We start from the raw sequence: 23,933 nt of genomic DNA on the forward strand, positions 1-23,933 counted from the left end.
TTTCCGTGTATACCACCTTATATCGTAATAGGAAAAATTGAAAGATAAGCCGGCCTATCTAAGCACAAAATTAAATACGAGGAAAAGTAGTATAAAATACATCTTTGTTAATACTTTTCATAGTATTTTAGCAAAACAAAAAATAGGAAAAAATAAAGAATTTTTACTGTTACATTTAGGATTTCAATTTTTATGTTGCTAGATTTAAAAAGAAAACTTCTACAAATAATTTTTCTCAAAACTCAGAGTAAAAGTGTTATTTAACCAAATTCCGAAGTCCATGGAAGTCGCCAAAGGGGTTTCCTTTACCCTAAAACCCTTCTCAAGAGAGCATATTCCCTCTCATCGAGGGTCATTTTATCAACTACCACTATAAGAACCCCTTGGTGGAAAATAATGTAATCTCTAACTGCTCCTAGCATCTTCGCTATAGCCGAAAATTCATTGTATATCTTCAAGTATTCCACTCCCTCTATCACCACTACACTCTGAATTCCTTTATCGCTTGTTTCTAAGACATACCTACGAACGATCTCAGGAACCTTGTAAAGATCTGTTGGTTGAATTCCGTTCTGTACTTGGGCTGTAGTAAATGTAAAGAAATGCCAATTATCAGCTGGCTTTAAGCTTCGCAAAAATGCAAGGACTGGCAGATTTTCTAGTTCCCTTCTAATGTTTTCAAAATCCTCTGGAGAAACAATTTGAACACCTGGAACTTTAGAAATCTTTGTGCTGCCTATATTATATTCGCTCAAGAAGCGGGGGCTAAAAATCACCCTATAGTAGAAATAAGCCGCTCCAGTTGCCAATGCCAACGCAACAATTTGAGCTCCAATGAGCATTTCATGAACTTTAGGAATAATTTTGTAAATAGGTGGATAGCACATAGAAAGCAAGCCACTAATTAAAACTATGGTACCAAACATTTTTCCATCCTTGTGATAATGCATTGAGAGTACGTGCCTCCCAACACTCCCCGAGACTATTCCTAATAATCCCCCCAAACAATAGGCATCTTCTAGAAAATACTCTCCAAAGATACTCTGAGCCATGGAAAAGAGAACCAAAACAATTGAGGGTATTAAGATAAGGTCCTTGGGAGGAGAAATCGTTGTCTCTTCTTTCATAATAGAAAAGATTCCCAGGTACCAGAGAGCAAATGACATTCCAATAAAGACATTCTCTACTTTCATATCTACAAAGCCAAACGTTGTCGTTGGAATTGACGTAATCCAAGAAAGCGAAATTAGTAGGGCGGATCTTCGGTTACTTATATAATAAGCATATAGGAATAAGAGTGCTGCCATCGCTCTTATTGTGACTAGGCTTGCAAAACTTATCCACGAAGTATGCACCATGTGTTTCCCCTTATATAACAATATGTTAGGGATTTAATAAGAGTTTCGAGCTAGACGGTACAATTCTTTATGCGGATCGAAAATCCAGAGTTCTATGCTCGCATATCCATTCTATAGCTTTCTAAAGAAAAATAAAAAATCCTTTTGAGATGAGTCTCGGAAGATATAAATGGAAAGTAGAACGGGAAGTCTTCAGTGGTATAATCGTCAACATTGAATGAAAGATAAAAATCGAAAGATCACTTAGATTTTCTTTTTCTCCTTCCTACACTTGCCTTTAATCCTACAATCAGCCCAGGCCCAACTAAAAGTAGTGGAGCAAAGTAGTTCTTAAGGTATGAGCTCAGAGCGTAGTAGTTGATAACGAATGCAAGTAGTGTTAGTAGCAATATAATTCTCTTATCGCTGGTTTTCTTTTCCCTCCTAACATCTATTGACACCGATTCTGCAACTATAAAGCCAAGGATTGCGTAGAGTATTCCCCCTATTAATGCTAGTATTCTCTGGATCCAGGTTTCTGAAAACGCTGCTATAAAGAACATTACAAGTCCTCCACCTGTGAGGAACATAAACGACAATATCTCCATCATTAGCGAACACCACTTTTACTGAAATGTAAAACTTTAAACCTTTTTCTAAATGTAAAATACTCAATATTACAACAAATCATAATAAATTTGAACGTATATTTAAAGGAGACAAATTTATTATGTCAATTTTTCAAATAATGCATAGAAAAAGCCTATTGTTTCATGGCGGTGAGGCCATGCTCTCATGCTCCCCCTAAGGAATCCTGGATCGTAGGGGCCAAAGAGTTCTACAAGCTTAAACTCTTTGTGTGTCTCCAAGAACCAAGAGACATTGTTCTCATTTTCCTCAATAAAGATGCTGCAGGTTGTGTATAATAACCTACCCCCAGGTTTTACAAGCTTGGCAGCACTCTCTAAAAGTTCCCTCTGGAGTTGGGCCATTTCTTCGATTTTCTGCTCTCTTAATCTCCACCTAAGTTCGGGGTTCTTCCCTATAGTCCCAGAAGAAGTACAGGGGGCGTCAAGCATAACCCTGTCAGCAACTTCTTCACCCAAAATTTCTGGAGCCTTTCTGGCATCTTTAACTATGGGCTTCACTATTTTTATGCCCATTCTTGAAACGAAGTCTTTTAGCCTTTTCATTCTAGTCTTGTCTATATCGAAGGCAAATATCTTCCCTTCGTTTTTCATAAGTTCTGCCATATGTGTAGTCTTTCCTCCTGGGGCTGCTGCTAGATCAACGACGACTTCACCGGGCTGTGGGTTTAGGATAACGGAAGCTACTGCTGAAGCTTCTTCCTGAACTATTATCTTCCCTTTTCTGAACAAATCACTAGAATCAAAGTCATATGGCCCCATTATCTTTAACACAACTGGAATCCTTTTGCTCTGCACTACTTTAACACCTTCTTCCTCAAACTTTTTTATTACCTCCTCCGGGGTGGTTTTTAGGGTATTCACCCTTATGCTTATCCACTCATGCTTCCTATTTACTGCCTCAAAGAATGCCTTAGTTTCTTCTCCAAGCAACTTCCTAACCCTTTCTATGAGCCAAGCTGGAGCTAAGTATTCCCACTCTAGTTTCTCGAGTTCAGTTTTAGGATTTGGCTTGTATTCCAATATTTTATCAAAAATGTCCCAATAATACATTCCAACGTAAGGATGGGTTTTAGATGAAATGAAGTCTGAAGCCTTCCATTTTAGGTTTTTCAGTGTGTTTTGATTTGGATCGTGGAAAAGAATTACATCAAAAGCCACACGAAGGGCGGCCCTTAACCAGGGATCCAAGATCAGGGGAGTTACACCAACAACATCCTTTATGGCCTTATCGATTAACCCCTGCTTTTTCATAATGTCATAGAATATCATAGTTAAAGTTCTGTTTAACCAAGCTTCTTTGATCTCGTGCTTCTTAAAAGCTTCTCTTTTAGCGTATTGGCTTGGTTTTATAACTTCTCCAAGTCTAACTGCTTCTATTATTGCTCTTATTCCCCTGGGAGGTATTGATAGTTTCCTTTCTTTCTCGGCTTCCATCATAATTTAACTCCTTTTTACTATTTTTAAATTCATCTATACTAATGACTTGCGTAAAAATTTCCAATTTTTTACTTTGTTGAATCTTCCTAAAAATTAAATTTTATTATTTTAAAGATCAAATTACTTGTTTTAGTAATTTTTAGTATTTGAATGATTGGTAACTTTTAATTTAATAAGTTTCATAAAAAATAAAGATAATAAAAAGTAAGGAGATGAAGTATCACTCAAAGATCCAAAAAAATAATTAAAGACCTTTGGCCTCCATTTCCTCAACGTAGGATATAACGTTCTCTACTATTTCTTTAGCCTTTCCTATGTAGTTTTCTGGCTTTAAAGACTCAAAGTCTTCCTCTGCTAGATATTTTCTAATCTCTTCATTTTCTTTTGCTACATCTAAGAGATCTCTTCCCTCCTTAAATGCCTTCATAGAGATCTGTCTAACTAGCTCATGTGCTTCTTGTCTCCCCATTCCTTTCTCTGCAAGCTTAAGCATTAGTGGCTCAGCCATTATCAAGTTATTCGTTAGGTGTAGGTTTCTCCTTATGTTCTCAGGGAAGAATTCCAATCCCGAAAGAACCTTTTTCATAGTTTTTAGCATTTCATCAAGTAATACAAAGCTTTCTGGGAGAATTACTCTCTCGACCGAAGAGTTCGTTAAATCTCTCTCATGCCACAGAGGATTGTTTAGGAGTGATGGAATGACGTTTGAGTAAAGAACCCTAGCCAACCCGCAGACTTTCTCAGTCCTTATTGGATTCCTCTTGTGTGGCATTGTGGAAGAACCAACCTGCTTCTTTCCAAAGGGCTCACTAACTTCAAGAATTTCCGTTCTTTGGAGGTTTCTTATCTCCAATCCCATCTTGTCCAAAGTTGAAGCTACCAATGCCAAGAAGAACATAAGCTCGGCATAAACATCTCTCTGGATTATTTGATTTGTTATTCTTGCCGGCTTTAATCCCAAGTCTTCCATAACTAGCCTCTCTATTTCAAAGGCCTTTTCTCCAAATGAGGCTGCAGTTCCCACAGCTCCTCTCATCTTTCCAACTAAAACTCTCTCCTTTAATTGGTACAACCTCTCGATGTGCCTCTGAATCTCGTCCAACCACAAGGCAAATTTCATTCCGTATGTTGTTGGGATTGCATGCTGTCCATGAGTTCTTCCAATGCAAACTGTATCTATATGCTCCTTAGCTAACTTTTTCAATATTGACCTGAGTTCCTTTAGGTCTCTCTCCACGATCTCAAGGCTTTCCTTTATTAGAAGGGCGTTTGCAGTATCGATGATGTCGTTGGAAGTCGCTCCCAGGTGAACGTACTTCCCATGCTCACCGCAAACTTCGCTTAAGGCCTTAACCACGGCCATTATGTCGTGATGAATCTCGGCCTCTATCTCTTTAACCCTCTCAAGCTTTACCCACTTGGTGTTGGCCCTCTCTGAAATCACCCTTGCACTTTCCTCTGGGATATTTCCTACCTTAGCATGAGCCCTAGCAAGTGCGGCCTCCACGTCAAGTAGCTTTTGCAACTTATTCTCCTCATCCCATATCCTCTTCATCTCCTCGCTACCATAGCGATAATCAATTGGGTGAATCGCCATCCAATCACCACCTTTGTGATAAAATTTTGAAATATAAATGTTATTATTTGACGTAAGAATGTTAAAAAGATACAAGATTAGATTAAAAACATAAGGAATCTAAGGGAGGTAAGGCGATGATGATGCCTTCCGCACCTGATTGGTGAGGAGTGGACGGCTTCCTGAGCCTACTCCTTATATGCTATCGCCTCAATTTCAATGAGAACATCTTTTGGCAGTCTTGAAACCTCTACTGCAGCTCTAGCAGGCTTAGATTCTCCAAAATATTCTGCATAAACCTCGTTCATCTTTGCAAAGTCGTTCATATCTTTTAGATATACTGTAACCTTAACGACATCGGTAAGAGAGTAACCAGCTGCCTCTAAAATTGCTTTTATGTTCTCTAAAACTTGCCTTGTCTGAGCCTTTATGTCTCCTTTTACGATTTCTCCAGTTTTTGGATCTATTGGGATTTGGCCTGCGATAAAGAGGAAGTTTCCGGCCTTAATTGCCTGGCTATAAGGGCCTATTGGTTTTGGAGCATTTTCAGCAAAAATTACCTCTTTCATAGGGATCACCACGAGATAATAGGGGAGAAGACATAATAAATGTTTAGAAATGCATTAAGCTTATAAAGACACAGTACTTTATTTAGGCACATGTCAGTTAGGGTACGTCTCGCATCTCTTGATGATGTTAAAGGCATTGTTGAGGTTCATTGTTCTTCAGTTAGCAAATGGGTCAAATACATCAATGGTAAGAGAGTTGAAGCTAGATATGATGACCTTACTATAGCTGAGCGATGGAGTCATGGAGGCCCTTGGATGAGTATTGAAACTTGCGCTATAAATATAAACAACATCTTAATCAACAATCAGTACCCCTTAGTAGCTGAGCTCAATGGTAAAATAGTCGGAGAGCTAGAGCTCTACATAGGTGAGGAGGGGGGTCTCCTCGGTAAATGTGGATATATCGATGTTTTGGAAGTACACAAAGATTATAGAAGAAGAGGTGTTGGTAAAGCACTTGTGAACAAGGCAGTCGAAATAGCTAAAGAGCATAAATGCGATACTGTGGCTGTATGGCCGGTTAAAGAAGCTGTTGGATTCTATAGAAAATGTGGCATATCCGAGATCGCATACAGGATTGTTCATGTAGAAATAAACCTCAATGAAATCCGTACTAAGGTTCAAGAACAATACTCAACTACTTCGTTTCCTAATAATTATGATATTATCAAAGACATGATATTTGTAACACCTAGGATATTTTCATCCTTTGCTGCATGGATAAAAAGTAGATGGCGCTATGCCATAGAGAAGAATAGAACAAGTATCGAGGGTTGTATACCAGAATTAAATGCATGTTACATAATCAAGGGTCTTTGGAATAATAAAAGTGCAGCTGAATTATTCCTATGGGTTGAGGATATAGCAAGTATAAACCAAGTGCTAAATGAAATATTTGGAATCGCTAAGAAAAAGGGGATTACCACACTACATTTGCTAATAGATGAAAATGTGTACCAAGAAATCGTGAATAAGTATCCTCACAAGGTTTTAGAACACGAGGTCCTCCTGATGAAAAAGTAAGATGATTCATTGTATCTCTTTTCACCACTACTTCTCTGGCCAGTTGTTGTCATTATGATCTCCATACAATCCTCTCCTCTGAAACCATTTAAAAATTCTAGAAAACAAAAGCCAACAAACATTATGACGACATATCGCAGTTAGCTAACCATGTTTCAGACTGTTAAAAGGCTTGATAATAATTTATTAAATAAGGTAAAAACTAGGATTAGGCAATATAGTAGTATTCACCTTTCTCTTTCTGCTCCCTATCCTTAACGCTACCCTCCTTGTTCGCCCTGGGTCTTCCAGTATCTGGATCTCTTCTGAAGGTTATTCCAATTGAAGCTAGGAACCTGTTCATTCCCTCTCTCATTCCCATTGGGGGTAAAGCCCTTCCATACTTTCCAGGCTCTCCCTCAAATACCATAAGTCTGTCACTAACATAATCAATCATCAAAACGTCGTGCTCTACAACTAAAGCCGTCTTCTCGTTCTTCTCCATCAAGTGCCTTATCGCCCTTGAAACTGCCAATCTCTGCTCAACATCTAGGTAAGCTGATGGCTCATCGAGCAGGTAAATATCGGCATCTCTAAGGAGTGTAGCTGCTATTGCAACTCTCTGAAGCTCTCCACCCGAGAGCTCGTTTACCTCTCTGTCATATAAGTCAATTATTCCCAGGGGCTTCAAGAGTTCAGTCTTGTAGAAATTGCTGTTTAGCTTAGAAGCATCAATCTTGCTCAACAGCTCATAAACAGTTCCTTCATAATCGGCCTTAATGTACTGGGGTTTATAAGCTACTGTAAGGTCCCACTCTATCTTTCCTTCCGTAGGCTCCTCAACTCCTGCAAGCATTTTAACGAATGTTGTCTTTCCTATTCCGTTTGGTCCAACTATTCCAATTACCTCCCCCTTCTTTATCTCTCCAGGCTCGACCTCCAACCTAAAGCTACCGTAATCCTTCACTAACCTGGGATAAGTGACCAGGGTTTCCCTCTCTATCTCTACCCTCTCTCCAGTCTTCGTGAACTTGATCTCATAGGGCCTAAATCTAACGTTCTCATCCTTTAAATAACCCCTGAGAAATTCGTTAATCCCATTTCTGGTTCCCTTTGGCTGAGAGAATATTCCATACACTCCAGGCTCACCGTAAACTACATGGATTATATCGCTAAGATAGTCGAGAACTGCCAAATCGTGCTCTACAACTAAAACGGATTTTCCTTCTTCACTAAGCCTTCTTATTGCTCTAGCAGCATTCAATCTCTGCCTTATGTCTAAGTAGCTTGAGGGCTCGTCAAAGAAATAGAACGTTGCATTTCTCAGCAGAGCTGCGGCTATTGCAACCCTTTGAAGCTCTCCACCAGAGAGGTGTTGGATTTCCCTATCAAGCACATTTTCCAATTCGAGGGCCTTAACTACTTCCTCCAACTTACCAGTTTCATCGGCCTTCTTTAACAGCTCTATGACCTTCCCTTTTACGGCCTTTGGAATCAAGTCCACGTATTGTGGCTTAACAACTGGCCTTATCTCTCCGTTCTTAAGCTTTTCAAAGTAATTTTGGAGTTCATTTCCTCTAAATGCTCTTATAACACCATCCCAGCTGTCATTGTCCCCACAAAGGTTTGGAATCAGTTGTCCAGCAAGTATCTTTACTGCCGTAGACTTTCCAGTACCGTTAGGCCCCACTATACCCACGACCATGCCTTCCTTAACTACGGGAAGTCTATAGAGGACGAAGGCGTTAACACCATACCTATGCACACAGTCCTCTTCGAGCTGCTCTGGTAGGTTAACTATGCTTATGGCCTTGAAAGGACACTTGTGGACGCAGATTCCACATCCAGTACAGCTTGCCTCTTGGATTATGGGCTTGTAGTTTTCTTCGTCAATAATTATTGCCTCTCCTCCCATTCTATTCACTGGACAGACCCTCTCACAGAGAAAGTGCCCACACTTGTCTGGATTACATTTGTCGTAATCGATGACCGCAATCCTCATCTCCCCTCCCCAACTAACCGTGAGAGATACGGTTTATAAATGGTACCCAGAATATTGGATTAGGTGATGACATGAAAAAGGAAAGACTCAGGTATTCTCTGCCACTGCTTCTAATTGGAATAGGAGTATTGATAGTTCTTTTACACCCTCCCTACATAATGAGATTTATAATAGGGGGGCAGGCCTACTACATCAACCTCTTGCTGGCCTTTACTCTGATTGTTGGAGGAATTTTGCTGATATTTGTTGGAGAAGAAGGTATTTCATCTTCATAAAAATCCTTTTAAGTTAAAACTTTACAAATATCAACCAGCCTGGTAGGGGGTAGGAGGATGAGCATGGAAGAGAAGGTCAAAGATCTTTACGAGAGGAAGAAAAAGATAATGCAAATGGGTGGGGAAGAGGCAATAAAGAAGCAACATGATAAAGGAAAGCTTACAGCTAGAGAAAGAATCGAGCTTCTCCTAGACCCAGGAAGCTTCGTGGAAATAGGCATGTTCGTTAAGCACAGGGCCACGGAGTTTGGGATGGACAAGAGAGAACTCCCAGCAGATGGAGTAATAACGGGTTACGGAACAATTGATGGAAGGCTTGTCTTTGTCTATGCCCAGGACTTCACGGTAATGGGAGGTTCTCTTGGGGAAATGCATGCAATGAAGATAAAGAGGATAATGGAGCTGGCTTTGGAGGCTGGAGCTCCAGTTATAGGGCTAAACGATTCTGGTGGAGCTAGAATACAGGAGGGCGTTGATTCACTTAAGGGGTATGGAGAGATATTCAAGATGAACACAATTCTCAGCGGTGTAGTGCCTCAAATTACGGCAATTATGGGCCCATGTGCAGGGGGTGCCGTCTACAGTCCAGCAATTGGAGACTTCATACTGATGGTCGATAATCCATCAACGTTCATGTTCATCACCGGACCCCAGGTAGTTAAGGCCGTTACGGGAGTGGAGGTATCTCCAGTTCAGCTTGGTGGTGCAATGGTTCATGCCCAGAAGAGCGGACAGGCTCACTTGATAGGGAAGAGCGATGAGGAAGTTATTATGCTTATAAAGAAGCTCTTAAGCTACCTCCCCTCCAACAACATGGAGAAGCCTCCAAAGATAAAGCCCAAGGATGAGCCCTTCAGAAGAACCCCAGAATTGTATGATATAGTTCCAGATGATCCAAACAAGGGTTACGACGTTAGGCAAGTAATTTATGCAATAGTTGATAGGGACGAAAACGGAAACCCCGACTTCCTGGAGCTACAGCCATACTTTGCTCCAAATGCTGTGATTGGGTTTGGAAGGATTAATGGACAGCCCGTTGGAATTGTGGCAAACAATCCAATCCACTTAGCTGGAGTTCTTGACATTGACAGTTCTGATAAGATAGCGAGATTCGTGAGGTTCTGTGATGCGTTCAACATACCGATAGTCACCTTAGTTGACGTCCCAGGATATCTCCCAGGGGTTGACCAGGAGAGTAGGGGAATAATTAGGCACGGGGCAAAGGTTCTCTATGCTTACGCTGAGGCGACAGTCCCAATGGTCACTGTTATCCTAAGAAAAGCTTATGGAGGAGCTTACCTTGCAATGGGAAGCAAGCACCTGGGAGCAGACTTCGTCTTTGCATGGCCTACAGCTGAGATAGCTGTTATGGGGCCTGAAGGTGCTGCAAACATAATATTCAGAAAAGAAATAGCTGCTGCCGAGAACCCAGAGGAGGTAAGACAGCAAAAGATCAAGGAGTACAGGGAGAAGTTTGCAAACCCATACGTAGCTGCGGCAAGAGGTTACATTGACGACGTAATAGATCCAGCTGAGACAAGAGCAAAGATAGTTATGGCTTTAGAAGCTTTGGAGAACAAGAGGGTTAAGCTTCCTCCAAAGAAGCATGGAAACATTCCACTGTGAGGTGCCCAAAATGAGCCAACTCCTTGAGGGCCTCTATATTACAATTTTAGGAATAGTAGTTGTCTTTTCAGTCCTTGCAATCCTAGCAATTGTCATGGACTTAATAGGGAGAACTGAGAGGAAGTTGGTAGAAAAGGAGAAAAAGAAAGAAGAAGTTAGGGAGAAAAAAGTTGAACCAGTTAAAGTTGAGAAAAAACTTGATGAAAAGAAGATTGCAATAATAACTGCTGCGATTTTGGCCTATTTGAGGGGAAAGCAACCAAAAGAAGTCCCAATCAAGAGAAAACCTTCTCCAAATTGGTGGTTATCTGGTCTCATCACCCAAATGGAAGAAGTTGAAAACTTCAACTATGAGATAGGGAAGTGGTGAGGATGAAGGTCAAGATCGTTATAAATGGAGAGGAATACGAGGTTGAAGTAGAGGAAATAATGCCTGGAAAGTTCAAGGTTACTCTGGAAGGAGAAACTTACGAAGTGGAAGCCAAAGACCTGGGAATCTCTACCCCAGCTCCAGTTCCACAAGTTCCCACTCCAACCCCAGCTCCAGCCCCTGCCCCAATGCCAACTTCAACACCAGCTTCACCACAAGTCGGGGATAACGTGGTTACAGCTCCAATGCCTGGAAAAATACTGAAGATACTTGTAAGCGAAGGGCAAAGGGTAACAATAGGTCAAGGATTACTAATTCTGGAAGCAATGAAGATGGAGAACGAAATTCCATCGCCTAAGGATGGCGTTGTGAAGAAGATTTACGTCAAAGAAGGAGACACAGTTGATACTGGACAGCCATTAATTGAGTTAGGGTGAGGGAGAATGGGACTTGAACAGGCAGTAGTTGACTTCTTCAACCACATGGGACTTCTTAATTTAACAGTGGGAAATGTAGTGATGATCATAGTTGGATTAACTCTAGTGTACCTGGCAATAAGGTACGAGATGGAACCTCTGCTCTTGCTCCCCATCGGCATCAGTGCAGTTTTAGTTAATCTCCCTCTCTCCCACATGGCTAACTGGCCTCTAGCTCCCCAGCTCCCCCCTGAGATTCAGGAAAACATATTCGCAACAATAAGCTACTTAAGTCAACAATATGGGCCCCCTGGTCTATTTGACCTCATCTACTACCTCCTCATAAAGACTGAAGTAGTACCTCTCTTAATATTCTTCGGCCTTGGGGCCATGACTGACTTTGGTCCAATGATAGCAGATCCAAAGACAGCACTGCTTGGTGCTGCAGCCCAAATAGGGGTATTCGTCGCAATGCTGGTTGCCCTGGCCCTAGGATTTAACCTAAAGGAAGCTGCGAGCATTGGGATCATTGGTGGTGCAGACGGACCTACAACCATTTATCTAACGACAAAATTGGCACCTCACATTCTCTCAGCAACTGCTGTAGCGGCTTACAGTTACATGAGCCTAGTTCCGCTAATCCAGCCACCAGTTATCAAGGCTCTAACAACACCAGAGGAGAGGAGAATTAGAATGGAGCAACTAAGGCCAGTATCTAAGAGGGAGAAGATACTCTTCCCAATTGCAAGCATGATAGTTATCGGACTCCTCGTCCCCTCAGCTGCACCACTCATTGGAATGCTTATGATTGGCAATCTCTTTAGGGAAAGTGGGGTTGTACAAAGGCTTAGCAAAGCTGCCCAGGAAGAATTAATGAACATCGTAACCATATTCCTTGGCCTGGGAATTGGATCAACAATGAGGGCCGAGAGCTTCTTAACTCCCAAGACGCTGATGATACTTGCCTTGGGTGTGGTTGCCTTTGCTTCCGCAACGGCAGGTGGAGTATTGTTTGGCAAGATAATGATGAAGATCTCTGGAGGAAAGATTAACCCAATGATTGGAGCTGCAGGAGTTTCAGCAGTTCCAATGAGTGCCAGAGTAGTTCAAAGGCTTGCAAGTGAAGAAGATCCAGGAAACTTCATACTCATGCACGCTATGGGACCCAATGTTGCGGGTGTCATAGGAACGGCCGTAGTCGCTGGAGTATTCTTATCAGCACTTGGCTAATCCCTATCATAAATTTTTTATTTATCTTTTTTGTTAGTAACTTTTTGGGATGAGATATGGACTTTGCCCTATTCATGGAGAAGTACGGATATAAGATATTGGGGTTACTTCTCGTGATAATTGTTATAGTAGTGTTAGCATTCCCGTTCCTGGGTCTTCTAAAGTTCCTCAGGGAAAACTGGGAGGTGGCGGGAGTACTAATACTGCTAATCCTAATCACGTCGTTTTTTAGAAGAAAGTACTATCAAGCCTATGGAGAGGCTTTGGGTAGGTACTTTTATGATGATAAATTTGGAAAAAGACCTTAAGGGAGAACTTGAGTACCAGTCTTCCCTTCGAGAGCCTCAACTGCCTTTTCTAGGTGAGCTATTATGGCCCTCTCTCCACCCCACTCGATGAACCTTATAGCCGCTAGAACCTTTGGCCCCATGCTTCCCGCCTTAAAGTGGCCCTCTTCATAGTACTTCCTAAGCTCTTCGACCTTAACTTCCCTTAACCACTGCTCCTTTTCCGTTCCATAGTATAATGCAGCGCCGTTAACATCTGTAAGAATCATGAATATGTCAGCATTTACTTCCTCAGCAAGCTTTTCTCCTGCCAGATCCTTGTCGATGACGGCCTCAACACCCTTTATTTCCCCGTCTTCAAGTATTACAGGAACTCCTCCTCCACCACTTGCAATAACTATAACTCCCCTTTCCACTAACTTTTTAATCGTCTCTGCCTCAACGTGCCCTTTGGGATCTGGAGAAGGAACTACTCTTCTCCAACCTCTACCAGAATCCTCTTTAACTATCCATCCCTTTTCTCTGGCTAACCTTTTTGCAGTCTCTTCATCGTAAAATGGCCCCACTGGCTTTGTGGGGTTTTGGAATGCTGGATCATTCTTATCAACAATTGTTTGGGTAATTATTGTAACAACTTTCTTTTCCATGCCCCTCTTCCTCAGCTCGTTCTTCAAAGCCTGCTGAATCATATAACCAATCCATCCCTGACTCATTGCACCAGCCACATCCATTGGTTGGGCGGGAATTCCATAAGTTGCCTGCCCAGCATCCATATGAAGGAGAAGACTTCCAACTTGAGGACCATTTCCATGAGTGATAACAACTTCATACCCTCTCGCTATAATTTCGGCAATTTGCCTAGCGGTCTTGCGAACGTTATCCATCATCTCCTCATAACTTCCCTTTTGACCTCGCTGCTGAAGAGCGTTACCTCCAAGTGCAATCACTACCCTCTTACCCATTAAAACCACCGAGAAAAGTTTGGATTTTTCTCCATAAAAGCCTTTGTTAGCCATAAAATACTTTTTTATGAAAAAACTGCGGTTTCTGAGAAATGGAAGTTGCTAAATGTAAAAATTTTACTTTTCATGTATCAAGATTTGAGAAAGTAATCAAGGGTACTTTTTCTAGGTTTCTCCGAAATTTTCACATTCTTACCAAGAAACTTGAAGATAGCCTCAACGGTCTTGACCCCTATCCCCTCGATTTTCAAAAGCTCTTCTGGCCTCGCTTGAGATATATCCTCTATACTTCTAAATCCGCTATTGTAAAGAGCTCTAGCTCTCCTTCTTCCAACCAACGGGAGTTGCATTAGGGGAATCAATTCCTCCCTAATCCCATACTTGACCCTAACCCTCAATGTTTCAAGATAATCAACGATCTCATAAGCTCCAAGAACTTTTGCAATTTCCTTTAGAGAGTACACCAGCCACTCAGCCGTCTCAACTATCCTATAGATGTCCCCAGGTTCCACCGAGTACTTTTCAACTATTTCTCCCTCAGGGACTTCATTTATCCATGCCAGAAGCACTAGTGCAGTTTTGAAAGCTCTGAAGAACTTCCTCTCTAGGTAGGGGTCGTAACCCGAAATGTAGGGATCGTCAAAGTATAACCTATCCTTGAATTCGTAGTATTCCTCTTCGAGCCTTTCAAATTCTCTCTTTGAGTAGTTGAAGGGGGTTATATCCGGAGTTAGGGAGATTAAGTGAAATATTCCTATAGGATTTGGATCTTTAACAACTTCCTCCATTTTATCCTTGAACATCTTGGCCGTATAGGGATCGATATAAAGCTTTGCAGTCCTAATTCCCAGGGAAAGCGGCCTTATTTTATCCTCTAAGGATATCTCTATGAACTCATTCTCTAGGAGGAAGTAGAGTATGTTCCTTATCTTCTCCTCTAAAGAGTATGTGTCCTTCCTTTGATAAGCATAGAATGTGTTTGAGATGAACTTCAAAATCTCCTCCACAGTTGAATAGCCAAAGGTCGCTATTAGGGCCAAAACTTGACTTCTCAAATTACTCTCGTTGGAGAGCTGGGAGAACAGTTTTTCAGGCTTTCCAAATATGTAGTGATTCATTACCTCTCTCGGATCATCGCTTGTAGAAACTATTATTCCCTCCCCAACCTCATCATACTTCGGCCTTCCAGCTCTCCCAAGCATTTGGTGAACCTCGATTATCGGAATTCTCTCCATTCCAAAGTCAGAGTACCTCCAAATATCCCTTATAATCACCCTAAACGCTGGAGTGTTAATTCCCGCCGAAAGTGTTGGGGTGGCAACTACGGCCTTTATTATACCCTTTCTAAAGTTCTCCTCCACGAGAACCCTCTCATCTCTCCCAAGACCAGCGTGGTGGAACGCAACTCCACCCCTAATGGCCTTAGCTAGCTTTTCATTTGTGGGATTTTCCTCGAGGGAATCAGCCAATTCATTTAAAGCTCTAATCTCAGGTTTCGTGAGGAGAGACTTAACTTTTTTAGAAAGCTCCAAAGCTACTCTCTCAGCCTTCCTTCTCATGTTTACAAAAATTAGCGCTCCTTTCTTCTTCCTAATTGCATCGTAAACTAACTCTTCCCAGGAGGAAAACCTGTCTATACTTCCATCTTCCCAGGTAACAAAGCCTTGGTAAAAAACTCCCCTTCTAAGCTTAACGGGCCTCCAGTCACTGACTATTAGCTCGGCATTTAACCACTCCGCAAGCTCCTCTGGATTTCCTATCGTTGCAGAGAGTCCAATTATTTGGGCCTTTCCGAGCATATGAGCTAGGATAACTTCAAGCGTAGCTCCTCTGTCTCTTGAACCAATCAAATGAATCTCGTCAGCAACTAAAATCTTCACATCCTTAATCCAACTTGAGCCATGCCTTAAAAGGGAATCAAACTTCTCAGCCGTCGCAATGATTATGTCGTATTTCCCCAACCACTCATCCTTTGAGTCGTAATCCCCAGTGGCCATCGCTACTCTTAACCCAATCTTCTCCCAATCCTGGAACTCCTGAAACTTTTCTTCAGCCAAGGCCTTCAGCGGGACTATGTATACAGCCTTTCCTCCCTGGGTCAAAATCCTATGAACCATGGCAATCTCAGCAATTAGTGTTTTTCCGCTGGCCGTTGGAATTGAAATTAATGCATTCTTACCTTCCAATATCCCGCTCTTTAAGGCCTCGGCTTGGGGAGGGTAAAAGGATTCGATACCTCTCTCCTTCAAAGTACTCTTTATCCTCTCATCAACTCTCAGCTCATCAACCCTCATACGTCTCCCTCAGCAGTCGTAGCAAAGTAAAGCGGCTCTCTTAAGGAGAATAACTCTCTTACCTCCGCTCTTGTCGAACCTGAAGACGGAGATCTTGTTCAAGTGGTGAATTCTTCTTCTTTCAAGGGCCACCATTCCAGTCTCTCTGAGAACCTTTACAAAGTCCTCCCACCTTATGTTCAACCACTGCTTGAGCTCATCGTAAAGTTCTTTCTCAACCACGAGATATAACTTCCCATCTATTAGATACCTTATCTTCCTCTTTGGAATCTCCTTCCTCAATCTCCATCTAGCATGAGTTGGAGCTTGAACCGCTAAAATTGCCTTTTCCATGTCCTCCCCATATAACATTCTAAGAAGAATTTCGGCAATGTGATTTATCCTGTCGGGAACTCCGACTATATCCCCTCTTAGCACTATCTTCCTCCTTAGAACATCTATTCCTTCCTTCTCTAAGACTTCGCCAATCTTTGCCGTTGTTCCCTTCTTGTCACCCTTCATGTCAACAATCCCACCAATTATAAAGGCCCTTTCCTGGAGATCTTCCCTGCTAAGGACTTCCTCAGCGTTTGGATCAAGGAGAACTACTCTGTTTATTCCCTTCTCCCTTAAGAAATCTGCCGTTGAACCCTCATAGCTCACAACTTTTTCGAGTGGTACCTTATTCTTTTTCTTAAACTCCTCGTTCACCCAGGTTATCGCGAACCTTCTCGGATAGTACATTCTCCTCACAACTGCATAGGTCTCTCTCAGTTGCAAAGCAACTTTATCTTTCTCCTTTGGTATATGCCTGTTCCAAAACGTCAGATCGACGATTATCCATGGATAATCGGGAAGACGCTTAGCTATCTCGCTCCCATCGACGATAACTTTGAATTTCTCCACAAAGCAGGGCCTAACGTATGCATATTTAGATGGGCCAACTTTTTTCCCATTTAAGTCCCAGGATTCAGCTGTTTCTTCCCTAAGCTCTACTATGGCCCCATCTCCCTCCAAGAGGAGAAGGGCCAATTCCTGATAGATATCCCTACCCGAAGGCCACTTTCTTGAGAGCGTTCCAACAGATTTGATGCCCTTCTCTTGAAGGATTTCCCTTAGCACATCCCCTGGCTTCTTCATCGGGCACAAACTCGAAGGAACTTTTTTAAATCTTCCCATCTCCAGTTTGTCCGATGATACATGAGATGATTCTTGATGGGAAAGTGGTTAGGTATAGGGTTGTCGAAAAGCCTGTAAAGTATGTAACGTTAAGGGTTCTCGAAGATGGAACAATTCTCGTTGTCACACCTTTAGAGCAGATAGTTAGGGAGGTTTTAATCAAGAAGAAAGATTGGATACTCTCAAAGATTTCCATAGTTGAGGAAGCTAAAGAACTATCAAGGAAAGGATTTCCCCTCTTTGGCAAGTTTTACTCGCTTGAGATGGGAGAGAAATTCGAAATAAACAGAGAGGAGTTAAGGATAACTTTCCCAGGAATAGAGTTCTTGAGGAATTGGATTAAAAGAGAAATAAAGAGGAAGGCACGAGAGATAGCTAAGGATTTTGGGATTTCTCCTAAGAGGATTTACGTAAAGGCTATGAGAACTAAATGGGGGAGCGCAACATGGAGGAAATCAATAACCCTAAACTTCTCTTCTGCCGCTCTTCCAGAGGAGCTTTTTCACTATTTAGTTATCCACGAGTTGGCCCACTTAATTGAGCTAAACCACAGCAAGAGATTTTGGAGTTTAGTTGCAAGTTATCATCCAGATTACAAGAAAAAGAGAAGAGAACTCAAGAAGTGGTGGTTTATCGTTCACTCAAACGAGACCTGGAGAGCTATTCTCCAATGGCCTGAAGGATGACCCTTCTCTTCCTGGGCCTAGTATCAAGCTCAACGAAGAATATCTGCTGCCAAGTTCCTCTCATTACTTCCCCGTCAATTATAGGGAACACTAGGCTTGGACCAAGAAGGGTGGCCCTTATGTGAGAGTGAGCATTGTCATCGAATCTGTTGTGGAGGTAAGGCCTCTCCTTGGGAACTATTTCCTTTAACCACCTCTTGAAGTCCTCCAATAACCCTTCTTCGTGCTCTATTGCTATAACGGCCCCCGTAGCTCCTGGGACAAAAATTAGCACTTGCCCCTGAGATATTCCGCTCTCAGCTACAAAGAGCTCAACTTCTCTCGTTATGTCTACTAGGTCAATTTCGCCCTTCGTGGAGAAGTGTAACTCTTTTTTTACGATTTTCATAAGCATCTCCCCCTATGTAAACTTTGCTTTTTGTTCAAAAACTTTAATGGTATTCAAGCTCATTCATATTGTTTAGGTTAACTTATCCAAATCATTCTTATTTTTTCTGTAATACTCATAGCAATAACCTAAGTATTTGACATAGAAAATTTTATAAACATAAAAGCTTAATATACCAACGCTAGTACATTATTAGAGGCGATACTATGCAAAAAAAGATATTAGGTTTTATAGTGAGTATTCTTGTATTAGGCATGACAATTGAGGTAGTAAGTTCAGCCAAAGTACCAAATGAGCACAAAAATGTGCTCTCTATAGAAATGCAAAAGAGAATTATAGAGGAGTATTCCAGACTTAGAGCTAAATGGAAAAATAGAAGAGGCTAACAGATTGCTATCAAAGTATGGATTTGTTAAGTTGGGAGAAGAAAAAGTGTATCAAAAATTCAACAAACCTAAAAAGTTTAATTCTGATATTTCAATACAAAGTTGGGTTTCTGAAAGAGATTTGACTCTTGAAATAGAGTATATCGTGTATCCCGCTTCTAAAACGCTGTTTATAGACTATTATTGGACGTGGGATTTAGTGGAGGATTACTGGGATCAGGGTGATGTGGATGAAATATCAATAACTAATGTGATAGGTCAAAAAATAGAAGGAGAGAGTTACTATAAAGTGCTGGTCGATCGTGTGGATGCATGGGGTTATGAACTAAAGTGGGGAATGATACCAGGAAACCACGACGTAAAGTTAGCCTATGAAGTGCAGGCACTTAACCAAGATGCAGGAACAGTAGAACATAGGATGATATTTAAAGTAGGGGACAGTATTAAAAAGGAAGTAGTATATAGGATTCATGATGATGTATTTGGGACGGGGGAATAAGCGCCCACATAATCTACACCCACACATATGGAAATGCAAGACTTGTGGATACGATCAGTAGGATTTCGTCATATGTGGCTGGAAAAGTTGTAAAATATCCTGGACTTAAGTATATAGCAGGAGTTGCGATCTCATATGCAATACACAAGTTTGAGGAAAGTGGCCTGTGGAGGAGTGTACCAATAGATAAATACATCCAGCTTCCAAGGGAGTGATAAACTATGAGAATATTCAAACTCAGTCCTGACGAAGAGGAAAGATTTTTTGATAACCTTCCTCGTTTTTTGTTCTACTACTTATTTCTTTTTACGATTTTTTGGTTTGGATTGACTCAGAAATCAGCAGAGGAAATTAGAGAAAGTATTTTGAGCGGAGACGTCAGTCCCGACTTTTGGCGCTCTACATTGGTGGTTCTTTTATTGCTTGCGATTACAGATGCCTATCTAACGATAAAAGGAGATACCAACTGGAACACACCGGGAGCGGCACTTTTCATGCTTTTTGGATTCTTTATAATGCTCCTCGTAGTAATGTATGTGGGGAGGGCTTCCATACTGTTTATTGTAACTCTCTTTCTGATTTACATCAACACACTCATAAAAACTAAGGAAGATCTACGAAGAAAGAAGAATCACTAAGGGGCAACAACTAACGGCTAAGGGGAAGAATATGCTTAAGTTATCCCCAAGGAGAAAGAGATGTTCATGAATAGTCTTCCCATTTTCCTCGTCTACTACTTCATTCTATTCTTATTTTTCTTGTACGGACTTTCACACAAAACCCCTGGAGGAATTAGAGAAATGGGCATTCCAAAGTTCACTTCGCCCTCCACAATTTCAGTAATAATTCTCCTCGTAGTTTTTTACTTGCGGTGCAGAGATAATCCCAAAAATGTTTCAGGGAAAAGTCGGGCTTCTTTGCAATCGCTGGTTTGTATGTTATGTACTTGGTTTCAGCTTACACGGGAAGCGTTGTTTTGCTCTTCCTTACCACAATAGCCCTGATCTACATAAACACGCTGATTAAAGTTAAAATTGACCGAGAAAAATGAAAAGTCATTTCACAACTTTAATGGCAATTTTAACTCCAGTCTTCTTTTCTAACTCCTTAAGTTTTGATACCGCTTTACCACCATTTTCTGGCCTGTAAACGTACCAGGAGCCAATTACATCAGTGGACGCGGGATTTCTCACGTATGTAGTCTCCACATAGCTTGGAATGTAGAGGTCTTGAAAGCCATGCTCATACAAAAACTTTACAGCAGTGAACAAGGACATGGACCAAGCATTTCTCTCTACTGGCAATTTGTGCCATTGGCCTTTATAATAGATGTAGAGTTCAAGTTTCTTTGGCCTACCCGATAACTCCTCTGGAGTCAACTCATCTAAAAGCTTTGCCTCTTCTGGATGCTCAGTGAAAATTGCTACTTCGCTTCTCTCTTGCTCTTTATTCATAAGTTCCTTAGCCCTCTCTTCTATTATTGTAATATAATCATCGCGTTCAAAGATTTCTTTTGCCAAGAGCTTTAACTTCTCTAGTTCAACTTCCTTCCTTAATCTCAAATCTATTTTGAGAATAACTCGCTCCTCTATGCTTTTATCTTTCTCATAGGCCTTCAACACGACCCACTGAATACCATTTGTAAGTAATCCAACCCCAACTCCGTCCGTAGTGCAGTACATTACTAACTGATGGAGTGCTCCCTTATCTTCAAAAACATTAACTCCAAGGCTCTTCACTTCGAGGTATGCCTTTACCTTGCCATTAACTCTTAAGGAATAGTCCACTCTGTAGTATCTATAAGGGCCACGAACACGCTCTTCAGGCATTACTTCGGGGCTAAAGATGTTCCAACCTAGCGCACTCAAAATTGGGAGAACTAAGTGTTGCTTTGTAGCTTCCTCGTTAAAACGATACACAGGTTCACTCTCTGCAAGGTTGAGAATTTGGTCAACTACATTGCTAAGCTCAACCATGAATACCACCCTCACTCTTCCCAATCCATCAGTTCCCAATATTCTGAGGGATCATAATCTTCAAAAGGATCCTCAATGTTGACCTCGTACACATCTAAACTCTCAAATCTTAGACTAAGCACGCTTTCAACTATGTCTTTCTCGATAGCTTCAATAGGAGTGCCCGCGAGATAAAAACCTTCGTATTTACCCTTAATCTTGTAGGAGTTTGTTCTTCTATCAATGGAAACATCTAGTATCTCAAATTCACTTCCCAAACTACCTACATAGTCGGAAGACATTCTACTTACAGCTTCAATTTCCCACTCTGGAACGCCATCTTTCTCGAATATTACTTCTGCAATAGCCTTAGTCCACTCATTTATTCTTATAGTTTCAATAGCATAAGAAATCCTAACATCCCCTTTTGTTTGAATCTTAATAACTCTCACTTCTTATCACCACCACAAGCTCTTTAACCCAAGTTTCATGACCAATTCCTTGTATCGGTTTCTCACGGTCATCTCGCTAACTCCAGTTACTCTAGCAATTTCCTTCTGGCTTCTTCTCTCACCTTCAAGGAGAGAAGCTATGTATAGAGCGGCAGCCACAAGGGAAAGAGGATTTTTTCCACTAGTTATTCCTTCTTCATTAGCTCTCCTTAGAATATCAACGGTTCTTCTTCTGACTCTTTCGCTTAATTCGAGCTCATCTGCAAACTTATCTACATAATCCGTAGGCCTAGCCAAGAGCATCTTTGGTGTTAAGTTGAGATTCCTAACTATCACTCTAAAGGCTTTCATAATCTCTTTCTTCTCGGTCTTGGAATAGCTGGCAATCTCGTTAAGAGTCCTGGGAACCTTAAAAAGCCTACAAGTCGCATAGATGCATGCCGCAACAGTTGTTTCGATAGGTATTCTTCTAGTTAATCCTCTTTTAGCGGCTTCTCTGTAAAGGTATGCTGCTTCTTCTTCAACATATTTTGGCAGTTTTAACATTCCACTAAGTCTTCTAAGCTCACTCATAGCAAGGACAAGGTTTCTCTCGGAAGAGATCTTTTTCTGCCACTTTCTAAGCCTGTAAATTTTCTCTCTAGTGAACTCTCCAATTCTTTTAGTGTATCTTGGGATATCATTAGTCTTGGTCTTTCTACTTAACTCTGAATCGACAAGGTTTGTTGCTAGGATAGAGCCACATTTTTTGCAAAATACTTCTCCATGTTGTCTATCATAAACTAAATCACGGGACTTACAATATGGGCATTTCACAGGATATATCAACCAACCACCTCCGGGCTCAGTAGATGACATTCTTTGAGCCCGTTATCTCTATTAACTATCATTAGAAGTGCTGACCTTTTGAGGGTTATGCTAGTATTTCTTTTCATAATATAGCTAGTATTCCCTACAATGAAAAATTATTGCAAGATGGTATGGAGCACCTTATGAGTGAAGATTTTTCGGCACACGGTATTTGGGCTTATTTTTGAATTTTTAGTCTTCTTTGAGCTTTATTTTTGAAATAAAGGTTTTTGGGCGATTAGGGTTTAATTTAGTAACTCAAAGTTAGTATTTTCCTTGTGTTATAGTTTTACTATTTACTTGTGACGAAAGTTTTTCGAAAATTTTTGAATACCATGATAAAGACAAATTTTTGGAAAAAGTTTGAGGGATCCTGTTGGATTCTTGTGAAGAGTTAAGAATTCGCCCAGTTAGTCTAGTTAAGTCTTCTCCTGGGATAGGGTGTGAAAGTAGTGTTTTATTCCCAGGGTGCTTGTGGGAGTATTCTTGGTTTAAAGTCTTAAGGGGAGTTGGTTTGTTTATAAATAAGGGGTTCTGGGGTAAGTTGGATGCCCCGTAAGGGTTATAAATTCAAGTGATATAATTACTCCATAGGAGTATTGGGGCGAAAAAGCCCCCTGTTACAATAAGACTAAAATAGAATTGAAAGCTCACCTGAACCCACTGTCTTAAACCTGTGTTCAACGGTTACAATAAGACTAAAATAGAATTGAAAGTAAGGGCCTTAAGCCCTCTAAGGTTCTCAAGCATTCTGTTACAATAAGACTAAAATAGAATTGAAAGTCGATTTTAGTGTATCTGGTATAATGTTCTTGAATGGGTTACAATAAGACTAAAATAGAATTGAAAGACTGCCTTTAGGTTCCCGATCTGCCTCTTCCTCCACTGTTACAATAAGACTAAAATAGAATTGAAAGGGAGTAGCTGGTCTAGTAGCTCTTTAATTTTGTTGAGTTACAATAAGACTAAAATAGAATTGAAAGTGAGACTATTTACAATTATTTAACCAACACAATAAGCAAGTTACAATAAGACTAAAATAGAATTGAAAGATTGTCTTAAAGCTCTCATTTCTCTGCCCAAATTTCCCGGTTACAATAAGACTAAAATAGAATTGAAAGATGGCCGTGAACGTGGAATTGTATTTGAAGGATCCAAACGGGTTACAATAAGACTAAAATAGAATTGAAAGTCTTAGGGGAGCCATAGGTTCGCCCCGTTCGTTTCCAGTTACAATAAGACTAAAATAGAATTGAAAGTGGTATAGCCAAGCATCGCTGCCTCTTGCCTTAACTGGTTACAATAAGACTAAAATAGAATTGAAAGCAAGAGACCAAGGCGTCGGCTCTGCAGAAGTTGTGGAAGTTACAATAAGACTAAAATAGAATTGAAAGTTATTGTCGTCGTAGGTTTTTGCATGAACACCTTCACGTTACAATAAGACTAAAATAGAATTGAAAGCAAGATTCATTTTGGAGGCCTGGAGGTGGTGGAATGGTTACAATAAGACTAAAATAGAATTGAAAG

26 protein-coding genes and 1 CRISPR repeat array are annotated in these 23,933 nt (G+C 40.9%); of the genes, 13 read left to right on the plus strand and 13 right to left on the minus strand.

The features are described from left to right. Positions 1-305: 305 nt before the first annotated feature. Positions 306-1,052 carry a DUF835 domain-containing protein gene (locus tag PWP39_RS05820; RefSeq protein ID WP_288073117.1) on the minus strand — a complete coding sequence of 249 codons (747 nt, stop codon included), beginning with the start codon at positions 1,050-1,052 and terminating at the stop codon, positions 306-308. Between PWP39_RS05820 and PWP39_RS05825 the strand changes: the two genes are divergently transcribed. Beyond that, positions 1,051-1,278 (plus strand): hypothetical protein, encoded by a 228-nt coding sequence (locus PWP39_RS05825; protein WP_288073119.1) that lies wholly within the window; start codon positions 1,051-1,053, stop codon positions 1,276-1,278. The genes PWP39_RS05820 and PWP39_RS05825 overlap by 2 nt on opposite strands. Before the next feature lie 319 nt (positions 1,279-1,597). Here PWP39_RS05825 and PWP39_RS05830 read toward each other — a convergent pair whose 3' ends face one another. The 4 genes from PWP39_RS05830 to ridA all read right to left on the minus strand — a co-directional run bounded on the left by PWP39_RS05830 (position 1,598) and on the right by ridA (position 5,569). Then, a complete protein-coding gene (locus PWP39_RS05830; RefSeq protein WP_288073121.1) occupies positions 1,598-1,948 on the minus strand; it encodes a hypothetical protein in 351 nt (116 codons plus the stop codon). Positions 1,949-2,065: 117 nt separating this feature from the next. Continuing rightward, the gene (locus tag PWP39_RS05835; RefSeq protein WP_288073142.1) at positions 2,066-3,421 is read right to left on the minus strand and encodes an RsmB/NOP family class I SAM-dependent RNA methyltransferase; all 1,356 of its coding nucleotides are present in this window, start codon (positions 3,419-3,421) and stop codon (positions 2,066-2,068) included. A gap of 247 nt (positions 3,422-3,668) precedes the next feature. After that, complete coding sequence (gene purB / locus PWP39_RS05840) at positions 3,669-5,021, minus strand: adenylosuccinate lyase (protein WP_288073123.1); 1,353 nt, start codon at positions 5,019-5,021, stop codon at positions 3,669-3,671. A 167-nt stretch (positions 5,022-5,188) separates the two neighbouring features. Next, the gene (gene ridA, locus PWP39_RS05845; protein WP_011011789.1) at positions 5,189-5,569 is read right to left on the minus strand and encodes a 2-iminobutanoate/2-iminopropanoate deaminase; all 381 of its coding nucleotides are present in this window, start codon (positions 5,567-5,569) and stop codon (positions 5,189-5,191) included. 90 nt (positions 5,570-5,659) lie between these two features. On the opposite strand from ridA, the gene PWP39_RS05850 reads away from it, so the two are divergent. Next, the gene (locus tag PWP39_RS05850) at positions 5,660-6,592 is read left to right on the plus strand and encodes a GNAT family N-acetyltransferase (RefSeq protein ID WP_011011790.1); all 933 of its coding nucleotides are present in this window, start codon (positions 5,660-5,662) and stop codon (positions 6,590-6,592) included. Between the two features lie 208 nt (positions 6,593-6,800). On the opposite strand, the gene PWP39_RS05855 is transcribed toward PWP39_RS05850, so the two are convergent. Next, positions 6,801-8,573, minus strand: coding sequence for a ribosome biogenesis/translation initiation ATPase RLI (locus PWP39_RS05855; protein ID WP_011011791.1), 1,773 nt, complete (start codon positions 8,571-8,573; stop codon positions 6,801-6,803). 71 nt (positions 8,574-8,644) lie between these two features. On the opposite strand from PWP39_RS05855, the gene PWP39_RS05860 reads away from it, so the two are divergent. From PWP39_RS05860 to PWP39_RS05885, 6 genes are read left to right on the plus strand one after another with little or no spacing between them, the layout of a single operon-like run. Continuing rightward, a complete protein-coding gene (locus PWP39_RS05860) occupies positions 8,645-8,848 on the plus strand; it encodes a hypothetical protein (RefSeq protein ID WP_011011792.1) in 204 nt (67 codons plus the stop codon). A 57-nt stretch (positions 8,849-8,905) separates the two neighbouring features. Further along, entirely contained in the window at positions 8,906-10,474 is a 1,569-nt protein-coding gene (mmdA, locus tag PWP39_RS05865; protein ID WP_011011793.1) for a methylmalonyl-CoA decarboxylase subunit alpha, read from the plus strand. Positions 10,475-10,484: 10 nt separating this feature from the next. Next, positions 10,485-10,844: an OadG family protein gene (locus PWP39_RS05870; protein ID WP_288073127.1), complete on the plus strand. Its 360-nt coding sequence runs from the start codon at positions 10,485-10,487 to the stop codon at positions 10,842-10,844. 2 nt (positions 10,845-10,846) lie between these two features. Further along, a complete protein-coding gene (locus PWP39_RS05875; RefSeq protein WP_011011795.1) occupies positions 10,847-11,281 on the plus strand; it encodes an acetyl-CoA carboxylase biotin carboxyl carrier protein subunit in 435 nt (144 codons plus the stop codon). 6 nt (positions 11,282-11,287) lie between these two features. Then, positions 11,288-12,490, plus strand: a complete 1,203-nt coding sequence (locus PWP39_RS05880; protein WP_011011796.1) for a sodium ion-translocating decarboxylase subunit beta — start codon at positions 11,288-11,290, stop codon at positions 12,488-12,490. Positions 12,491-12,546: 56 nt separating this feature from the next. After that, positions 12,547-12,798 (plus strand): hypothetical protein, encoded by a 252-nt coding sequence (locus tag PWP39_RS05885; protein ID WP_011011797.1) that lies wholly within the window; start codon positions 12,547-12,549, stop codon positions 12,796-12,798. On the opposite strand, the gene arcC is transcribed toward PWP39_RS05885, so the two are convergent. The 3 genes from arcC to trm10 form a co-directional block, all read right to left on the minus strand. Then, positions 12,795-13,739 (minus strand): carbamate kinase, encoded by a 945-nt coding sequence (gene arcC / locus PWP39_RS05890; RefSeq protein WP_011011798.1) that lies wholly within the window; start codon positions 13,737-13,739, stop codon positions 12,795-12,797. The two genes, PWP39_RS05885 and arcC, sit on opposite strands and share 4 nt — an antisense overlap. A 131-nt stretch (positions 13,740-13,870) precedes the next feature. Next, positions 13,871-16,033 (minus strand): ATP-dependent DNA helicase, encoded by a 2,163-nt coding sequence (locus PWP39_RS05895; RefSeq protein ID WP_011011799.1) that lies wholly within the window; start codon positions 16,031-16,033, stop codon positions 13,871-13,873. A gap of 9 nt (positions 16,034-16,042) precedes the next feature. Continuing rightward, positions 16,043-17,152, minus strand: coding sequence for a tRNA (guanine(9)-/adenine(9)-N1)-methyltransferase (trm10, locus tag PWP39_RS05900; RefSeq protein WP_288073134.1), 1,110 nt, complete (start codon positions 17,150-17,152; stop codon positions 16,043-16,045). Positions 17,153-17,205: 53 nt separating this feature from the next. Between trm10 and PWP39_RS05905 the strand changes: the two genes are divergently transcribed. Beyond that, positions 17,206-17,877 (plus strand): M48 family metallopeptidase, encoded by a 672-nt coding sequence (locus PWP39_RS05905; RefSeq protein WP_011011801.1) that lies wholly within the window; start codon positions 17,206-17,208, stop codon positions 17,875-17,877. Here the strand turns inward: PWP39_RS05905 and PWP39_RS05910 are convergent. Next, complete coding sequence (locus tag PWP39_RS05910; protein WP_011011802.1) at positions 17,852-18,265, minus strand: secondary thiamine-phosphate synthase enzyme YjbQ; 414 nt, start codon at positions 18,263-18,265, stop codon at positions 17,852-17,854. The two genes, PWP39_RS05905 and PWP39_RS05910, sit on opposite strands and share 26 nt — an antisense overlap. Before the next feature lie 206 nt (positions 18,266-18,471). On the opposite strand from PWP39_RS05910, the gene PWP39_RS05915 reads away from it, so the two are divergent. From PWP39_RS05915 to PWP39_RS05930, 4 genes are all read left to right on the plus strand, one after another. Then, the gene (locus PWP39_RS05915) at positions 18,472-18,651 is read left to right on the plus strand and encodes a hypothetical protein (RefSeq protein ID WP_288073137.1); all 180 of its coding nucleotides are present in this window, start codon (positions 18,472-18,474) and stop codon (positions 18,649-18,651) included. 4 nt (positions 18,652-18,655) lie between these two features. Further along, complete coding sequence (locus tag PWP39_RS05920; RefSeq protein ID WP_288073139.1) at positions 18,656-19,150, plus strand: hypothetical protein; 495 nt, start codon at positions 18,656-18,658, stop codon at positions 19,148-19,150. A gap of 74 nt (positions 19,151-19,224) precedes the next feature. Continuing rightward, positions 19,225-19,365 carry a hypothetical protein gene (locus PWP39_RS05925; RefSeq protein ID WP_014835201.1) on the plus strand — a complete coding sequence of 47 codons (141 nt, stop codon included), beginning with the start codon at positions 19,225-19,227 and terminating at the stop codon, positions 19,363-19,365. 6 nt (positions 19,366-19,371) lie between these two features. Further along, on the plus strand, positions 19,372-19,788 hold the full coding sequence (locus PWP39_RS05930; protein ID WP_011011806.1) for a hypothetical protein: 417 nt from the start codon (positions 19,372-19,374) through the stop codon (positions 19,786-19,788). A 417-nt stretch (positions 19,789-20,205) separates the two neighbouring features. Here the strand turns inward: PWP39_RS05930 and PWP39_RS05935 are convergent, their stop codons facing one another. The 3 genes from PWP39_RS05935 to PWP39_RS05945 are packed head-to-tail and all read right to left on the minus strand — an operon-like array spanning position 20,206 to position 22,415. Next, positions 20,206-21,126, minus strand: coding sequence for a type I restriction endonuclease (locus PWP39_RS05935; protein WP_011011807.1), 921 nt, complete (start codon positions 21,124-21,126; stop codon positions 20,206-20,208). A gap of 11 nt (positions 21,127-21,137) precedes the next feature. Then, positions 21,138-21,557 (minus strand): hypothetical protein, encoded by a 420-nt coding sequence (locus PWP39_RS05940; protein WP_011011808.1) that lies wholly within the window; start codon positions 21,555-21,557, stop codon positions 21,138-21,140. Between the two features lie 6 nt (positions 21,558-21,563). Beyond that, positions 21,564-22,415 (minus strand): transcription initiation factor IIB, encoded by an 852-nt coding sequence (locus PWP39_RS05945; RefSeq protein WP_011011809.1) that lies wholly within the window; start codon positions 22,413-22,415, stop codon positions 21,564-21,566. Positions 22,416-23,025: 610 nt separating this feature from the next. Beyond that, a CRISPR array of direct repeats spans positions 23,026-23,933; the repeat unit is 30 nt; unit sequence GTTACAATAAGACTAAAATAGAATTGAAAG.

It is taken from the genome of Pyrococcus sp. (assembly GCF_030153625.1).
In the GTDB taxonomy this organism is placed as follows: Archaea; Methanobacteriota_B; Thermococci; order Thermococcales; family Thermococcaceae; genus Pyrococcus; species Pyrococcus furiosus.